Origin of the sequence: Pseudomonas sp. HD6422 (genome assembly GCF_025377065.1) — a bacterium.
GTDB classification, from domain to species: Bacteria; Pseudomonadota; Gammaproteobacteria; order Pseudomonadales; family Pseudomonadaceae; genus Aquipseudomonas; species Aquipseudomonas putida_U.
Genome location: NZ_JAHWIW010000012.1, coordinates 115880 through 132198 on the forward strand (window position 1 = coordinate 115880; position 16319 = coordinate 132198).

The 16319-nt window shown below is 62.5% G+C and carries 16 protein-coding genes; 9 read left to right on the top strand and 7 right to left on the bottom strand.

Translation table 11 applies throughout. The features are described 5' to 3' along the window. The first annotated feature begins 8 nt into the window (after window positions 1–8). From KY379_RS11225 to KY379_RS11235, 3 genes are all read left to right on the top strand, one after another. Window positions 9–401, top strand: a complete 393-nt coding sequence (locus KY379_RS11225) for a hypothetical protein (protein WP_261239893.1) — start codon at window positions 9–11, stop codon at window positions 399–401. Between the two features lie 60 nt (window positions 402–461). Then, window positions 462–1250: an N-acetylmuramoyl-L-alanine amidase gene (locus KY379_RS11230; protein ID WP_133325826.1), complete on the top strand. Its 789-nt coding sequence runs from the start codon at window positions 462–464 to the stop codon at window positions 1248–1250. 72 nt (window positions 1251–1322) lie between these two features. Then, the gene (locus KY379_RS11235; RefSeq protein WP_133325828.1) at window positions 1323–2942 is read left to right on the top strand and encodes an EAL domain-containing protein; all 1620 of its coding nucleotides are present in this window, start codon (window positions 1323–1325) and stop codon (window positions 2940–2942) included. A 24-nt stretch (window positions 2943–2966) separates the two neighbouring features. Here KY379_RS11235 and KY379_RS11240 read toward each other — a convergent pair whose 3' ends face one another. Together KY379_RS11240 and algB are read right to left on the bottom strand one after the other, a co-directional pair. Further along, window positions 2967–4733, bottom strand: coding sequence for a KinB sensor domain-containing domain (locus KY379_RS11240; RefSeq protein WP_196171476.1), 1767 nt, complete (start codon window positions 4731–4733; stop codon window positions 2967–2969). Window positions 4734–4741: 8 nt separating this feature from the next. After that, window positions 4742–6088: a sigma-54-dependent response regulator transcription factor AlgB gene (gene algB, locus KY379_RS11245; RefSeq protein ID WP_133325832.1), complete on the bottom strand. Its 1347-nt coding sequence runs from the start codon at window positions 6086–6088 to the stop codon at window positions 4742–4744. 213 nt (window positions 6089–6301) lie between these two features. On the opposite strand from algB, the gene KY379_RS11250 reads away from it, so the two are divergent. The 6 genes from KY379_RS11250 (at window position 6302) to KY379_RS11275 (ending at window position 11724) form a co-directional block, all read left to right on the top strand. Beyond that, window positions 6302–7117, top strand: coding sequence for a BON domain-containing protein (locus KY379_RS11250; protein ID WP_261239910.1), 816 nt, complete (start codon window positions 6302–6304; stop codon window positions 7115–7117). 175 nt (window positions 7118–7292) lie between these two features. Beyond that, the gene (locus KY379_RS11255; RefSeq protein WP_133325836.1) at window positions 7293–7595 is read left to right on the top strand and encodes a hypothetical protein; all 303 of its coding nucleotides are present in this window, start codon (window positions 7293–7295) and stop codon (window positions 7593–7595) included. 44 nt (window positions 7596–7639) lie between these two features. Then, on the top strand, window positions 7640–7801 hold the full coding sequence (locus KY379_RS11260; protein ID WP_003252966.1) for a DUF1328 domain-containing protein: 162 nt from the start codon (window positions 7640–7642) through the stop codon (window positions 7799–7801). 2 nt (window positions 7802–7803) lie between these two features. Further along, window positions 7804–8271 (top strand): inhibitor of vertebrate lysozyme family protein, encoded by a 468-nt coding sequence (locus KY379_RS11265; protein ID WP_261239911.1) that lies wholly within the window; start codon window positions 7804–7806, stop codon window positions 8269–8271. Between the two features lie 739 nt (window positions 8272–9010). Then, window positions 9011–10339 (top strand): glutamate/aspartate:proton symporter GltP, encoded by a 1329-nt coding sequence (gene gltP / locus KY379_RS11270; RefSeq protein ID WP_133325840.1) that lies wholly within the window; start codon window positions 9011–9013, stop codon window positions 10337–10339. A gap of 155 nt (window positions 10340–10494) precedes the next feature. Further along, window positions 10495–11724: a nucleoside recognition domain-containing protein gene (locus KY379_RS11275; RefSeq protein WP_261239914.1), complete on the top strand. Its 1230-nt coding sequence runs from the start codon at window positions 10495–10497 to the stop codon at window positions 11722–11724. Here KY379_RS11275 and KY379_RS11280 read toward each other — a convergent pair. From KY379_RS11280 to KY379_RS11300, 5 genes are all read right to left on the bottom strand, one after another. After that, window positions 11706–12329: an ABC-type transport auxiliary lipoprotein family protein gene (locus KY379_RS11280; RefSeq protein ID WP_133325844.1), complete on the bottom strand. Its 624-nt coding sequence runs from the start codon at window positions 12327–12329 to the stop codon at window positions 11706–11708. The genes KY379_RS11275 and KY379_RS11280 overlap by 19 nt on opposite strands. Continuing rightward, window positions 12326–13264, bottom strand: a complete 939-nt coding sequence (locus tag KY379_RS11285) for an MlaD family protein (protein ID WP_133325846.1) — start codon at window positions 13262–13264, stop codon at window positions 12326–12328. The genes KY379_RS11280 and KY379_RS11285 overlap by 4 nt, the downstream gene beginning before the upstream one ends. 2 nt (window positions 13265–13266) lie before the next feature. After that, entirely contained in the window at window positions 13267–14058 is a 792-nt protein-coding gene (locus tag KY379_RS11290) for an ABC transporter ATP-binding protein (RefSeq protein WP_133325848.1), read from the bottom strand. Continuing rightward, complete coding sequence (locus KY379_RS11295; RefSeq protein ID WP_133325850.1) at window positions 14055–15188, bottom strand: ABC transporter permease; 1134 nt, start codon at window positions 15186–15188, stop codon at window positions 14055–14057. The genes KY379_RS11290 and KY379_RS11295 overlap by 4 nt, the downstream gene beginning before the upstream one ends. A 103-nt stretch (window positions 15189–15291) precedes the next feature. Continuing rightward, window positions 15292–16314 carry a DUF5924 family protein gene (locus KY379_RS11300; protein WP_133325852.1) on the bottom strand — a complete coding sequence of 341 codons (1023 nt, stop codon included), beginning with the start codon at window positions 16312–16314 and terminating at the stop codon, window positions 15292–15294. Window positions 16315–16319: the final 5 nt, after the last annotated feature.

The following is a 16319-nucleotide window of genomic DNA, read 5'->3' on the forward strand; positions in this document are numbered from 1 at the left end:
GTTAACGAATGAAAACCCTTGCAATTACTCTGCTGCTGGGCGGATTGGCCTTTCAGGCCACCGCCAGCGCCGACGACGCAGTCATGACCGCCCACATCGCTGCCGATGGGCAGATCGTCAAGCAATCCGGCAAGTGGGTTGAAAGCGTCACGCTGCAGTCGCAGCCAGACTACTTCAGCCAATACAAGCTGAAACTCGACCCTGCCCAATGGCAGCAGGCGCCCGGCTTCTGCGTCGCATCCCCCATCGACGCCAGCACCGAGACGCGGTTGATGCATGGCCAAGCCAAAGTGGTCGGGGCTCCGACCACGACCAATGTCACGGTCAATACCCAGTTGGTGGATCTCAAAGGCCCAAGTGGCAACAACGACATGGAATTCATGTTGATGTGCAGCCGCTGATTGGCGGCATCGATCATTTTGAGCACGTTATACTGTACGCTTACAAGCCGAGGTTTCGACGTGCTCATTTCAGTCAGAAGAATACTTATCGCTTTATTGCTGGTGTCGATCGCGGGCTGTTCGACGGGGTTGCGCATCGATCGCAATCATCCATCGGCCAACCAGGACGACCGTATCCAGTTCGTCGTTCTGCACTACACGAACGCCTCCCTGGAGCGTTCGCTTGCGCTACTCACCCACGGCGAGGTCAGCAGCCACTACCTGATCGGCGATGGTCCCGGCACCATCTACCAACTGGTCGACGAGAACCGCAGGGCGTGGCATGCGGGCGAAAGCCAGTGGCAAGGTCGCACCTGGCTGAATTCCAGCTCCATCGGTATCGAGATCGTCAACCCCGGGTTTGACGACACGCCTAACGGGCGGGTCTGGTATCCCTACAGCGAAGCCCAGATTCAGTCGTTGATCGCCCTGCTCAAGGACATCGTCAAGCGCAACCACATCGAACCTCGGCATATCATCGGCCACAGCGACATCGCGCCGCTGCGCAAGCTCGACCCGGGGCCGATGTTCCCCTGGAAGCGCCTGGCCGACGCCGGACTGGGCATCTGGCCCGAGGCCAACGCCGTGGCCCGTCAGCAGGCCTATTTCAGCGCCAATCCGCCGACCATCGGCTGGTACCAGCAGGAACTGGCCCGTTTCGGCTATGCCATCGACCAGACCGGACAGCTGGACGTCGCCACCCGCCACGTAATAGCGGCCTTCCAGATGCGTTTCCGGCCACAACGCTTCGATGGCAATCCCGATGCCCAGACCGCCGCCATCCTGCAGGTGCTCAACCGCATGCGCTAAGCCGCTCCGCTCAATGGCCGCGCCAATTCTTCATCCAGTTGCTATACCTTGTTAATCAACTGGATGCTTGCGATGCCGGCCTTTGTAACTGCGTTGCGCCAATTTTTCTATCGCCCCTGGATGCTGGCAACTCTCGCAGCGTTGGCCAGCGCCGCCGTGTTGCTGACCGCCAGCTTCGGTATCGCCCTGCATCAGATGAAACAGAGCGAAAGCGCGCAGATGAATGCCCAGGGCGAGCGTTTTCTTGAACGCCTCGAACAGGTGTTCGGCCAGTTGCGCCATTCGGTCGATCAATTGCAGGCGCAACCTCTACGGGGTTGCAGCGCCGCGATGATGGTGGCGTTGCGCGAGGCCGCCTTGGGTTCCCGGTTCATCTATGAGGCAGCCTACGTCGACCGTAGCTTCGCCTGCTCCAATCGGGGGGCGCTGCCGGCATTCGTGCCGTTGCGACCGCCGGATATCCAGGGCCCGACCTACAGCTATTGGCTCAACACCACCACCGAGCCCGACGAGAACCTGGCTGCACTGATGCTTGGTCGGGGCAATTTCCTGGTGTCCACCTCACGCGGCCACTTGACCGATGTGGTCGATCTGCCGCCGGGCGGCAGCTTGTTGGTGGTGCTCGATAACGGCAATCGCGCCATTCCCGTGCTGGGGCCGCGTCAGCCCTGGCCACCAGCTGCGGGTTGGTGGGTATCTGGGCACACCGCCCTGCTGGAGTTGTCCGATCGCCTGGTCTATCGCATGCCGACCAAGTCGCCTGATTACCAGTTGGTCCTCATCGCCCCTAGGGCAAGTCTGCCATTGCGCATGAACGGCACTCTCTGGCTGTTGTTCCCCGGTAGCGTGCTGGCGGCGTGCTGCATCGGCTGGTTGGTGCTGCAGTTGATCCTGCAACGGCGCTCGATGAGTTCCGAGCTGCAAAATGCCCTGCGCCGTGGCGAACTGCAGGTGCTTTACCAGCCGATCATCGAACTCGACAGCCGGCGCTGCGTCGGTGCCGAGGCGCTGGTTCGCTGGCGCAGGCCCGACGGCAGCCTGACCAGCCCCGACCTGTTCATTCCTTTGGCGGAAAATACCGGGCAGATCTGCGACATCACCGACTTCGTGCTGCAGCGCGTGCTCGAACAACTTGGCCATCTGTTGCGGACGCACCGCAATCTCTATATTTCGGTAAACCTGGCGGCCTGCGATGTCATGGTGCCGCGCATCGGCCGGGTGGCTGCGCGCCTGCTGGCCCATCACCGGGTGTCGCCCAGGCAGATTGCCTTCGAGGTCACCGAGCGTGGGCTGATCGACGTGGTGGTGGCGCGTGACAATCTGCAGGCGTTGCGCGCGGTCGGCCATCAAGTGCTGATCGACGATTTCGGTACTGGCTATTGCAGCCTGGCGTACCTGCAGACCTTGCCTGTGGACTGTTTGAAAATCGACAAGGCATTCATCGACGCGCTGGGCCATGATGCCGCCAGCAGCGGTGTGGCGCCGCATATCATCCGCATGGCTCACGACCTGCACCTGCGGGTGATCGCCGAGGGCATCGAGTGCGAGGACCAGGCGGTGCTGCTCAACAGCGAAGGGGTGAACTACGGCCAGGGTTGGCTATTCGCCCACCCACTCAACGCCCGGCAGTTCATCGAGCTGGTGGTCCGGGGTAGGTACAGGGGCGCGCCGCCGACGACGGACGAGGCCTGAGTGCGCCGTGGCACTGCCAGGCGTTCAGGCTGGCAGCGCCATGTAGAACTGAGTGCCTTGCCCCGGTCGGGAGAACACGCCCATACGTCCGCCATGCAGTTGCACGATCTCCTTGCACAGCGCCAGGCCCAAGCCTGCGCCGCCTTTCTTGCGGCCGACCTGGACGAAGGGTTCGAAGATCCGTCCCTGCTGCCCGTAGGCAATCCCCTCGCCATTATCCTCGACGCTGATGATCACTCGCTCGGCATGCCGACGCGCATGCAGGCGGATATGGCCCCCAGGTGCAGTATGGCGGATGGCATTGTGCAGCAGGTTGTCCAGCACCCGGTCGAGCTGGGCGACGTCGGCCTGGATTCGCGGCAACGGTCCCTCCAACGCCTTGACCAGTTCGATTTCTTTATCGCCAGCCTGGGCGGCGAAGCGCGACTGGGCGCGGTCGAGCAACTCGTCGATGGCGCAAGGCGCCAGCTCCAGTTTCTGTAGGCCGCTCTGGTAGCGGGAGAAGTTCAGCAGATCGTTGATCAACTGGGTCAAGCGCTGCATTTCTTCGCCAATGGTTTCCAGCAGGTCGTTTTCCCGGGCCTCGGCAGGAAACTTCACCCGCTCGCGCAGTAGGCCGAATGCCATATGCATGCCAGTGACCGGCGTGCGCAGCTCATGGGAGGCACGCAAGACGAACTCGCTGCGCACCCGCTCGAATGCGCGCTGTTCGGTGACGTCGTGCAAGACCATCACCGCGCCCAGGATCGGCCCTTCTGGGTGACTGACCGGAGTCAGGCTGTAGGCCAGCAGGCGCGATTCTTCGTCCACTTCGATGGCCAGATCGTCCGGCGGACGATCCAGCGTGCCGCCACGCAGCACCTGGCGCAGCTGTTGTTCAAGATCCGGGCGCTGCAGCGCGTCGATCAGGGCACTGCCCACGCGGCTGTCGCTCCAGCCGAGTTGACGCTGGGCCACTGGGTTGAGGTGTTCGAGACGACCCTGGCGGTCGATGATCAGCAGCCCATCATCGATGCTGTCGAGTACCGCCTGCAGGCGTTGCTGGCCGGCGAGTAGCTCGTCGACATTGGTGGCCTGATGCTTGCGCAGCGCATCGGCCATGAGTCCGAAGCGCCGGGTCAACTGGTTGAGCTCGGCGGCCTGACTCACAGGCAGGGTCACGTCGAAGTTGCCTTGGCCGATCTGATCAGCGGCCTTGGCCAGGGCCTCGATCGGCTGGCCGAGGCGGCGCGCGATGTTGTGTGCGGTAATGAAACCGAGCGCCACCACCGCCAGTCCCATGAGGCCGATCAGTCCGCTGACCAGCAAGGCGCGGTCACGGGTGCTCGCCTCGCTCTGGATGATTCGCTCCAGCGCCTGCCGATGCGCCTCTACCAAGTCCATGCGCAGTTGTTTGAAGGCAGCCCCCAGAGGTTGCCCTGAGCCCATGCTGCGGGACGGCTGCGGACTTTCCCGATAGGCTTGCAGAAACGCCTGATAATGACTGCTGGTCTTGTCGAAGGTGCTGCGTTCGTCCCCTTGCTTGCGGCCTTCCTCGAGCAAGACTTCGAAGTCGCCCTGAAGGACTTTAAGGGCCTGGGACGGCGTGCCTTCGTCGAGCATCAAGGTCAACTGCTCGCCCAGGTTCTGGCGCAATTTCAGGCCGATTTCCAGGGTATGGGTGGTGCTGCGCACCAGTTCCTGCTGGGCCCTGGCCATCTGCAGCACGCTGACCAGGCCGATCAGCAAGCCAAGCAAGGCAACCGTGACCAGCGCCGAAATGCTGAGGAACAGCCGCGTGCGCAGCCTCATCGACAACTTCATAGGTTATATTGCTTGCGTTTGCGATACAGGGTCGAGGCATCGATACCCAGTGTCCTGGCCGCTTGGTCGAGGGTGTCGCTGGCGGCCAGCACCGCGCCGATGTGTGCACGCTCCAACTCGTCCAGGCTCAATGCCGCGCCTACTCGCGGTGCGTTGCCAGCCGGTTGTTCGCCCATGCCCAAGTGGTTGATTTCCACACGTTCCTGCGGACAGATGATGCTGGCCCGCTCGATGACGTTACGCAGTTCACGGATGTTGCCCGGCCACCGATAGTTGAGCAGGGCGCTGCGTGCCTCGTCGCTGAAGCCGCGGGCTGGCCGTGAGTATTCCTTGACGAAGCGAGCGAGGAAGCGGTCGGCCAAGGTCAGGATGTCTTCGCTGCGCTCGCGTAGCGGCGGTAGATGCAGGGTGATCACGTTGAGGCGGTACAGCAGGTCCTCACGGAAGCGGCTTTCACGCACCATCTCTTCCAGATTGAGGTTGGTCGCGGCGAGGATGCGCACATCCGCCCGGCGTGTAACCGGGTCGCCGACGCGCTCGTATTCCTTGTCCTGGATGAAGCGCAGCAGCTTGGGCTGCAAGGTCAGCGGGAAGTCGCCGATCTCGTCGAGAAACAGGGTGCCGCCATCGGCCTGATTGACCCGGCCCAGGGTGCTTTCGCTGGCGCCGGTGAAGGCTCCACGGGTATGGCCGAACAGTTCGCTCTCCATCAGTTCGGCATTGAGCGACGGGCAGTTGATGGTGACGCAGGCCTTGCGTGAGCGTTTGCTCCAGCCATGAATGGCCCGCGCCAACTCGCCCTTGCCGGTACCCGATTCGCCGAGAATGAGGATGTTGGCGTCGGTGGTCGCGACCTGGCGCGCGGTTTCCAGCACGGCCATCATTGCCGGGCTGTGGGAGTCCAGGCCGTCCTTGGGTTTACGGACCTCGCCTTCGAGGGCCTCCAGTCGCGCCGATAACTGACGCACTTCCAGCTGCTTGGCCGTAGCCAGGCGCAACTGGTCGGGGCTGCACGGTTTGACCAGATAATCGGCGGCACCGGCTTGGATGGCGTCGACAGCGGTGTCGATCGCTGAGTGGGCGGTGACGATCACCACCCGCATCCAAGGGGCCTGGATGCGCATCTGCGCCAATACATCCAGGCCGTTGTCCTCACCCAACCGCAGGTCGAGGAAGCACAGGTCGAACACCTGGCGTTGCAGCAACGATTCAGCCTGGGCAGCGCCGTTGGCCGTCGCCACGCTGTAGCCCTCGTCTTCCAGACAATAGCGGAACGTACGCAGGATCGCCGACTCGTCATCCACCAGCAGAATGCGGCCTTGATTGTCCTGTGTCGCTGCCATTTCCTGGGCTCCTTCGGGATAGATCTTTAATTAGTGTGGGAAAAATCGGGCAAGTTGCATGGTCCATTCTGAGGGAATATGCCCTTTGCATGCTAGCCAATGGCCAAAAGGTCGCCCGCGGCCCCGGTTTCCCGATGATTGTCTTAGAGATACCGGCTGGCACATTGGTTGCGACAATTTTTTTCTTTTTTGCCCACGAAAGGAGATGTAGCCATGCCTTTTCCGAATCGAGCGGCTGTCCTGTTGATCAGTTGCCTCCCTCTCATCGCCCTGGCCGATCCGGTGCAGGACGCCCGTCTCGAGGGTGCGCTGCAAACGGCCTTGTCGCTCAACCGCATGCTCAACCCCTTTCGCATCGAGGTCGATGTCGAGGGCGAGCAGGCGCGGCTGGCCGGAGAGGTGGAGAACGAGGTCGAGCGCCAGTTGGCCGAGCATGTCGCCCTGGCCACTCGCGGTATCGAGCGTGTCGACAACCAGCTCAAGGTCAATCCGCAGTTGGTCGAGCGTCCGTTGGAGGCGCGAGCCTATGCGCAGCGGCTGGAGGACGCGACCCTGGCTGCGGTGATTCGCGCGCGACTGCTGTGGAGCCGCGTGACCGAGAAGGCACCGATCGAGGTGCAGAGCAGTGAAGGTGTCGTCACGCTTCGCGGCAAGGTGGACAGCGCCGAGGCCAAGGAGTTGGCCGGGGTGCTGTCGCGCACTACCGATGGTGTCTATCTGGTCAACAACCTGGTCAGCCTGGACAGCGCTGCCATGGCCAAGGCCCGCGACAAGCCGGTCGATGCCCCCACTGGGCCACAACCCAGCGACAGTTGGGTGGTGGACAAGATCCAGAGCAGCCTGCGTTTCAGTCGCAATCTCGATGGCCTGAACATCAAGGTCGCCAGTGAGGCAGGGCTGGTGCGGCTATCGGGCGAAGTGGTCAGCAGTGAGCAGAAGACCATCGCGGTGGAAGTGGCACGGCAGATCATTGGCGTACGTGGCGTAGATGCGGATCGGCTCAAGGTGGCGAGGAAGGTCGAGGGGTGAATCGTGCAAATCGCACGACGCTATGGGGGGCATCGTGCAGGATACGTCCCGGTCATCTAAGCCGGCAAGACTTAACTTGTTGATTTACAAGGAAATTATTTATTGACCAAGGCTGGCATGCAGGCTGCAACTACCTGATCAGGTTTGTACAACAACGACCGCAGGAGAAGCCGGCATGAACCGCTCAACCATCGACCGTCCCCAGATCGCTACGCTGCCTCTGCGCCACTTTCTGGTGATCGGCATGGCGCTCCTGCTGAGCGTGGCCGTTGGCCTGTTCTATTACAGCTGGCAGACCGCTCGACTGGCTGACCAGGTTGCGGCGCAGACTGCCCTGCTGTCGCAGCTTCAGACGACCCGCGCCACTACATTGGTTCGAGCCGCGGAGCCGCTGGCTCAGGTGAGTGGCAATGGCCAGAAGAAATCCGCGCCAGCCACCGTAGAGAACATAGTTCCTCAGGACCGTTGGGTGTTCTGAGCTGGGTCGTAACGATTTCATCAAGGAAAAGTAGGAGAACCACCATGCTGAGCTGGGCTATCACATTCCTCATCATCGCCATTGTCGCTGCCGTGCTGGGCTTCGGTGGTATCGCCGGCGCCGCTACCGGAATCGCGAAGATCCTGTTCATCGTGTTCCTGGTCCTGTTCGTGGCGTCCTTCTTCTTCGGACGTGGTCGAGGTTGACGATGGGCATGAAGCTCCGTGCCTTGCTGGCTGCCGCCCTGTTGGGCGGCAGCGCAGCGGCGATGGCGGCCAATGATGGCCAGTTGCGGGCTGACCAGGTGCTTGGCTCGGACCCGGAATACCGGGAAGCCTGGCAAGACGCCATCAAGCATCAAGAACGCCTGCCGGATTGGGTGATCAACCTGACCGGTAGTGCTCAGCAGCAGATGTCCGCGGTGACCGAGGATGGCGATAAGTATCTGGTCGGGCCATTGTGCGAAGCTGCCGACAATTGCACCTACAAACGGCTGATCGTAGCGTTCAGCTGGGACAAGGACGACGCCTACGGGATGCTCGTGGAAGTGCCCGAAGGCCTGCCGAGCGACAAGTCGCCTACCCGTCATGCGCAATACCGCTGGCTGGGTGACCCCGACGACGGCATGAAGGCGATGTTGCAGGAGCAACTCAAGCGCGATCCCAAGTGGTACTGATCCTTTGAATGGGTAAGGGCCAGCGGTCGTGCCTTGTCACGTAATGGAAGCGGAACCTTTCTATCGTTTCCGCTTCTATGCTGCGCCGCCCCGAGGAGGGGCGACACATGACCAGGGGGCCGGGCTGTTCTGATTGTTGCAAGATCGGAGTGGCCTAGGGGTACAGGGAGTACCTCCAGGTTTGGGCCGGGTCAGGCGGGCAGAATCGGAAGCTTCAGGTCGAGTCGTGCCAGTGGGGCACTTGAGCGCGACCTGGCTTCCGAGGCGCCATCACTTCATCCACATCCGTGAATTTCCCTTCGAGACACATTTTGTCTCGACCATCCATCCATTTTTTTTCCCGTCGCGTCTGATGCGACTCGGCGTCGACAGAGCCGTTCGGATTGTCGAACAAGCGCCTTTCACGCTCATTCGCATGCTGCCAAATCGGCCTAATTATGGCGCTTTGGTCTTGTTCGGGTTTCCGAACGTTATAAATCAATGACTTACGAACCCCTTGCGACATTCTGTCAGCCTATGTCTATCCGGTATGGGGTATGCGTTTCCGGCATTAGATTTCATCCTTTGCCATCGCAATAGTTGCCGCCTTTTTCGCTGGCCCGAGCGCCTGTTCGCTCGCTTGCGGTGTCCTTACATGGGGTCCCGGACGGAAGCAGCTGTGCTGCTCGTGACGTTGCCAACGGCTCTGTTACGTGCTTTCCGGTCGGTGCCCATGATCACTAGAACAAAGGGTAAAGACATGAAGAAGGCAAAACTGAGCCTCGCCTGGCAGATCGTCATCGGTCTGGTCCTGGGTGTTGCGGTCGGCGCGCTCCTGAACCACTTCAGCGCAGAGAAGGCCTGGTGGATCGGCAATGTGCTGCAGCCCGCCGGCGACATCTTCATTCGCCTGATCAAGATGATCGTCGTCCCGATCGTGATTACCTCGTTGATCGTGGGTATCGCAGGCGTGGGCGATGCGAAGAAACTGGGTAGCATCGGCCTGAAGACCATCCTCTACTTCGAGGTGGTGACCACCATTGCCATCGTCGTCGGCCTGGTCTTGGCCAACCTGTTCCACCCAGGCGCAGGCATCGACATGAGCACCCTGGGTACCGTCGACATCTCCAAGTACCAGGCCACCGCAGCCGAGGTGCAGCATGAGCACGCGTTCATCGAGACCCTGCTCAACCTGATTCCGTCGAACATCTTCGCGGCGCTGATGCGCGGCGAGATGCTGCCGATCATCTTCTTCTCGGTGATGTTCGGCCTGGGCCTGTCGAGCCTGCAGGCCGAGCTGCGCGAGCCGCTGGTGCGAACCTTCCAGGGCGTTTCGGAAACCATGTTCAAGGTCACCCACATGATCATGAACTACGCCCCGATCGGTGTGTTCGCGTTGATTGCCGTGACGGTCGCCAACTTCGGCTTCAGCTCGCTGCTGCCGCTGGCCAAGCTGGTGCTGCTGGTGTACTTCGCCATCGCCTTCTTCGCCTTCATGGTGCTGGGCCTGGTGGCGCGCCTGTTCGGCTTCTCGGTGATCAAGATCATGCGCATCATGAAAGACGAGCTGATCCTCGCCTATTCCACTTCGAGCTCCGAGACCGTGCTGCCGCGGGTGATCGAGAAGATGGAGAAATACGGTGCGCCGAAGTCGATCTGCTCGTTCGTGGTACCGACCGGCTACTCGTTCAACCTCGACGGCTCGACCCTGTATCAGAGCATCGCGGCGATCTTCATCGCTCAGTTGTACGGTATCGACCTGTCCTGGAGCCAGCAACTGCTGCTGGTGCTGACGCTGATGGTCACTTCCAAGGGCATCGCAGGTGTGCCGGGCGTGTCGTTCGTGGTGCTGCTGGCCACCCTGGGCAGCGTCGGCATCCCGCTGGAAGGCCTGGCCTTCATCGCTGGTGTCGACCGCATCATGGACATGGCGCGTACCGCGCTGAACGTGATCGGCAATGCCTTGGCCGCCCTGGTGATCGCCCGTTGGGAAGGTATGTACGATGCTGCCAAGGGCGAGCGCTACTATGCCTCGCTGATGGCAGACAAGCAGGAAGCGGCGTTGGTGGGCGAGCCTGCCAAGCGCTGAAGGCAATGTGATTGAAAGAAGAGCCCCGACCTGTCGGGGCTCTTTTTTGCCTGCCGTAAGGCATGTGGCGCCTGTGCGATCGAGCGCCACCTCAACCTCCAGACCTGCATACTGATGCGTTATGATTCCGGGCATTTCTCAGGGGGTACACAAGGATGCTCAACGGCCTTTGGCTCGGCTTTTTTCTGGTGGCGGCGGTCTCCGCTCTGGCCCAATGGCTGATTGGCGGCAACGCCGGCATCTTCGCCAGCATGGTCGAGAGCATCTTCGCCATGGCCAAGCTGTCGGTCGAGGTGATGGTCCTGCTGTTCGGCACCCTGACGCTGTGGTTGGGCTTTCTTAAAATTGCCGAAAAGGCCGGAATCGTCGAATGGCTGGCCAAGGTGCTCGGGCCGCTGTTCGCTCGCCTGATGCCCGAAGTTCCGCCCGGCCACCCTGCCCTGGGCCTGATCACCATGAACTTCGCTGCCAACGGCCTGGGGCTGGACAACGCCGCCACGCCGATCGGCCTCAAGGCCATGCGCGCCCTGCAGGAACTCAACCCGAGCAGCACCACGGCGAGCAACGCACAGATTCTGTTCCTGGTACTCAACGCCTCATCACTGACCCTCCTCCCCGTCACCATCTTCATGTACCGCGCTCAACAAGGCGCGACCGACCCTACGCTGGTGTTCTTGCCTATCCTCCTGGCGACCAGTGCCTCGACCCTGGTCGGCCTGCTGTCGGTGGCGGTGATGCAGCGCCTGCGTCTGTGGGACCCGGTCGTGCTCGCCTATCTGGTGCCTGGTGCATTGCTGCTGGGCGGCTTCATGGCCTTTCTTGGCACACTCTCGGCAGCAGCGCTGGCGAGCCTGTCGTCGATCCTCGGTAACCTCACGCTGTTCGGTGTGATCGTGCTGTTCCTGATCATCGGTGCGTTGAGGCGGGTCAAGGTCTACGAAGCGTTCATCGAGGGGGCCAAGGAAGGCTTCGACGTGGCCAAGAGCCTGTTGCCCTATCTGGTGGCGATGTTGGTGGCGGTAGGTGTGCTGCGCGCTTCGGGGGCACTGGAGCTGGCCCTGGACGGCATCCGCCACGGGGTGGACTGGCTGGGCCTGGACAGCCGCTTCGTCGACGGCCTGCCGACGGCAATGGTCAAGCCGTTCTCAGGCAGCGCCGCGCGGGCCATGTTGATCGAGACCATGCAGGCCCACGGCGTGGATAGCTTCCCGGCGCTGGTGGCGGCGACCGTGCAAGGCAGCACCGAGACCACCTTCTACGTATTGGCGGTCTACTTTGGCGCGGTGGGTATCCAACGCGTGCGCCACGCTGTCGGCTGCGCCCTGTTCGCGGAGCTGTGCGGCGTGATCGCGGCCGTCTGCGTCTGCTACTGGTTCTTCGCCTGAGCCTGGCTGGCCTGGGCAATCGACCACTCCACGACCTGGCGGGCCAACTCATCGCTGGCCGCACCGAAGCCCGTGACCACCGCTGGAACCTGGATGCCAGCCAACGGCTGATGCACCTCGAACCGCTGGCTGGCCAGGATGCGCTGGCTGCGCCCCTCGACCAGGCGCGCGTCGTAGCGGACCACCACTTCAACCGCGCCGCCTGGGCGATACTCGCTCTGGAACGCCTGCAGCTCGCCCGCCAGCTCGTAGTCGGCCTGCAGGTTGCTGTCGTCGGCGCTGAGCCTTTGGACCCGTCCGTCGCGCTGGAAGCCATCGAGCAGACGGTTGCGCAGCAACAGGGGCACCGGATCGCTCCAGCGTGCGCCTTTGTAATTGCTGATCACATCGCCCTGGGGCACCACTGCAATGCGTGGGCCGGCCAACGCCTCGCTGGCCAGTGGCTTGTTCAGACGCAGCGACCAGGCCACCGGCGTGCGATTCAGGGTGGCTTGATTGACCGGTAGGCGATAGATATCCACAGGCTCGCTCTGTGGCAGGATCGAGCAGGCGGTTGCCAGGCTCAACGCCACGGCCATGGCCAGCAGACGCGGCGAAGTTTTCAAGGCTGGAACTCCTTGTTGTTGTCACGGCCCAGCAGATAGCCGCTCGGATCTGCTTCCAGGCGTCGCGAGATCCCCTTCAGTGAATTGAGGGTTTCCCGCAGTTCGCGAATCGCCGGGGTCAGTTGGTTGAGCCCTTGGGCCCCGTCGCCGATGGCCTGGCTATTGTCCTTGAGCAGGTTGTTGATGGTTTCGGTGCTTTGCGCCAGCGACTGCATGGCGTGTTCGGCACTGCCGATGGCCTGCCTGCCGGAGCTGTCGAGCAGGCTGTTGGCGTTGCGCATCAGCGCCTGGGTCTCGGCCAGGGTGGCGTTGGCCTGCTTGCCCACCTGCGACAGCTGCTCGATGGCTTGGCTGATACCGCCCTTCTGGCTGGCGAAGGCGCCGGTGGTCTGCTCGAGATTGGCCAGGGTGTTGCTCAAGCGTTCGATGTTGCTTTCCGAGAACATCTGATTGGCATTGTGCAACAACAGGTTGATGTTGGTGACCAGGTCGCTGCTGTCGTTGAGTAGTCGCGAGATCGGTGATGGCGAGGCGACGATCACCGGTAGCTTGTTGCCCTTTCCGCGCAGCTCGGGGCTTTGCGGCGTGCCGCCGCTGAGCTGGATGAACGAGTTGCCGGTCACCCCCGCCAGGGTCAACTTGGCCTGGGTATCCTCCTTGACCGGTGTGTCGCCGCTCAGGCGCACCCGGGCCAGCACTCGGCGTGGGTCTTTCGGGTCCAGGCGCAGGCTGGTGACATCGCCGACCTTGATGCCGTTGTATTGCACAGGGCTGCCCCGGGACAGACCCGAGACCGCTTCGTTGAACACCACTTCGTAGTCCTTGAAGGCGTCGTCGACGCTGGACTTGGTCAGCCACAGGCCGAACAGCATGGCCCCAACGATCACCAGAACGGTGACCAGGCCGATGAGGACGTGATGAGCTCGGGTTTCCATGTTCAGCGCTCCTGCCGTGTACCGCTGGCGGCCCGTGCGGCCGCACGCCCGCGGGGGCCGTGAAAGTATTCGTGGATCCAGGGATCGTCGGTCTGTTCGACCTCGGCCAGCGGACCGGCGACCAGCACCCGTTTCTGCGACAACACCGCGACTCGGTCGGTAATGGTGTACAGCGTGTCCAGATCGTGGGTGATCAGGAACACGCTCAGCCCCAAGGCGTCGCGCAGGGTGAGGATCAGTTGGTCGAAGGCCGCCGCGCCGATTGGATCGAGGCCGGCGGTGGGTTCATCGAGGAACAGGATGTCCGGATCCAGCGCCAGGGCGCGGGCCAGCGCGGCGCGCTTGATCATGCCGCCGGACAACGATGCAGGGTATTTGTCGGCGGCCGACAGCGGTAGTCCGGCCAGGGCCAGCTTGACCCCGGCCAGGTGTTCGGCATCGGCGCGGGACAGGCCGGCATGCTCGATCAGGGGCAATGCGACGTTCTCGGTCACGGTCAGCGAAGAGAACAGCGCGCCCTTCTGGAACAGCACGCCGAAGCGACGTTCTACCAGCGAGCGCTGATGTTCGCCCAGTTGCGTGAGGTCCTCGCCGAACACCTTGATGACGCCCTCATTGGGTCGGCGCAGACCAATGATGCTCCGCAGCAGCACCGACTTGCCGCTACCCGAGCCGCCGACCACGGCCAGGATCTCGCCCCGGTAAAGATCCAGGTCAAGATGCTCGTGCACGCTCTGGCTGCCGAAGCGGTTGCAGATGCCGCGAGCCTCGATCACTGCTTCGCGGTCGCTCACCAGCCCATCTCCATGCAGAACAGCGCTGCCACGGCGTCGAGCACGATCACCACGAAGATCGACTGGACCACGCTGGAGGTGGTATGGGCGCCGACCGATTCGGCGCTGCCGCTGACCTTGAAGCCTTCAAGGCAGCCGATGGCGCCGATCAGGAAGGCGAAGAACGGCGCTTTTGCCAAACCCACCAAGAAGTGCTGCACGCCGATGTCGCTTTGCAGCAGTGACAGGAACATGGCCGGCGTGATGTCCAGCGACAGGGCGCAGACCACCGCGCCGCCGACGATGCCGCAAACCATGGCGACGAAGGTCAGCAGCGGCAGTGCGATCAACAGGGCCAGCACCCTTGGCACCACCAGCAGCTCGATCGGGTTCAGGCCCAGGGTGCGGATGGCGTCGATTTCCTCGTTGGCCTTCATCGAGCCGATCTGCGCGGTGAAGGCGCTGGCCGTGCGTCCGGCGAGCAGGATGGCGGTCAGCAGTACGCCGAACTCGCGCAGGAAGGAAAACGCCACCAGGTCGACGGTGAAGATGGTTGCGCCGAATGCCGCCAGTACCGTGGCGCCCAGAAAGGCCACCACCGCACCGACCAGGAAGGTCAGCAAGGCGACGATGGGCGCGGCGTCCAGGCCCGTCTGTTCCAGGTGCGCAACCACTGGTGTGACGCGCCAGCGATGGGGTTGAAACAGCCGCCGCACGATGGTTTCGAGAATCAGGCCGATGAAACCTAGCAACTGTCGGGTATCGTCCCACAGGACGGCCACCGCACAGCCGATGCGTTCGAGCAGCACCATGAACACGTTGCGTTCCGGGGCCTTGGTCGGAACGCAGTAATCCTGCACCGAGCAATACACCGTCTGGAGCAGGGCGCGGCTGGCTTCCGGGAGCTGGCCAGTGCAGCGCGACAGGCGTTCGGCCCCCAGCAGCTCGGCCAATAGCGAGGCGCCGGCGGTATCCAGACGGCCCAGTTGGCTGAGGTCGGCCACCGCATCGGCGGCGCACTGGCTGCGCAGTTGCTCGCTGTCGCGACGCAAGTCGGCATAGTGCGCCAGGGTCCAGTCACCGGCGATGCGTAGGCAGGCCGGCTGTCGGCTGGTGTCCAGTGTTGCGCTTGGCGTGGTCATAGGCTCCATGCAGCTGACTAGGCGCGGAAGGATAGAGGCTGATCATAGCCCAGCCGGGCTACCGGGGTTTGTTGAAAATGTGCTGTCTAGCAGCCTTTGCAACGCCTGCCGGTCATCCTGCCGGCGTGTCATCGACGACCTTGAAGCGCAGTACGCCGATCACCTGGCCATCCTCGGTGAGGACCCGCACCTGCCACTTGCCCACCGGGTTGGGCGGGAAATTCTGTTTGTGGGTCCAGGCCCGGTAACCTTCCTTGCGTCCGCCATGGATATCCAGAGCGATGCGGTCGACTTCCTTACCATCCTTCTGCCACACGTGATAGATACGTTCGTTCAGGCCGCGTGGCGCATTGATCGCGGTGTAGGCATACAAACCGCCGCTGCGGATGCGGCTGGCGGCGACTTCTTTCAGCGAGTCGCCTGGCTGGCGGTTGAGTACTTCAGTGCTGACCGCCACTTCGGTCATCCACAAGGTGGCCGGTGGCACCCAGGAGCGCAATAGCCAGCCGCCGCCTCCGACGGCCAGGGTCACCAGCACCAGGGCCACGCCGCGGCGCCAGTTATTGATCGGGAAGCTGCTGGCCAGGCTCGGGAACGACAGGGCCATGGCGGCGATCAGGGCCAGCTTGAAGCTTTGCGCGGTGGTCAGGTGGAGGATGATCGGCAGCGCGGTGAGCAGGGCGGCGAACAGCGTCAGGGTATGCAGTGCCATGAACAGCCAACGCCTAGGGGCCAGCCACTTGTAGTACAGCGGGTCGATGATCGAGATCAGCCCGGCCGCGCCAAGCAGGCCGGTGAAAACCAACTGGCCGCTGTTCCAGGTGGTGGTGATGAAGAAGAACGGCAAGACGAAGAACAGGCTTTCCTGGTGGATCATCTGCGTCGCGTAGCGCAGCAGTGGCTGCGGGATCTCGCGGTTGAAGGTGCGGGCGAACAGGCCGGTGAGGGTGTTCTCGAACATCAGCCAGACCCAGCTCACCAGCATCAGCACAGCGACCCAGCTCGCCAGGCCGGCTTGACGGTCGACCAGGATGAAACTGCCGATGCCGGAGAGGAAGCCTCCGAGCGCGATGACGCCGGGGTAGCGTTTGAGCAGTTCGATGATGCGATTGACGAAGCGGGGTATTGGGGGCATTGGGT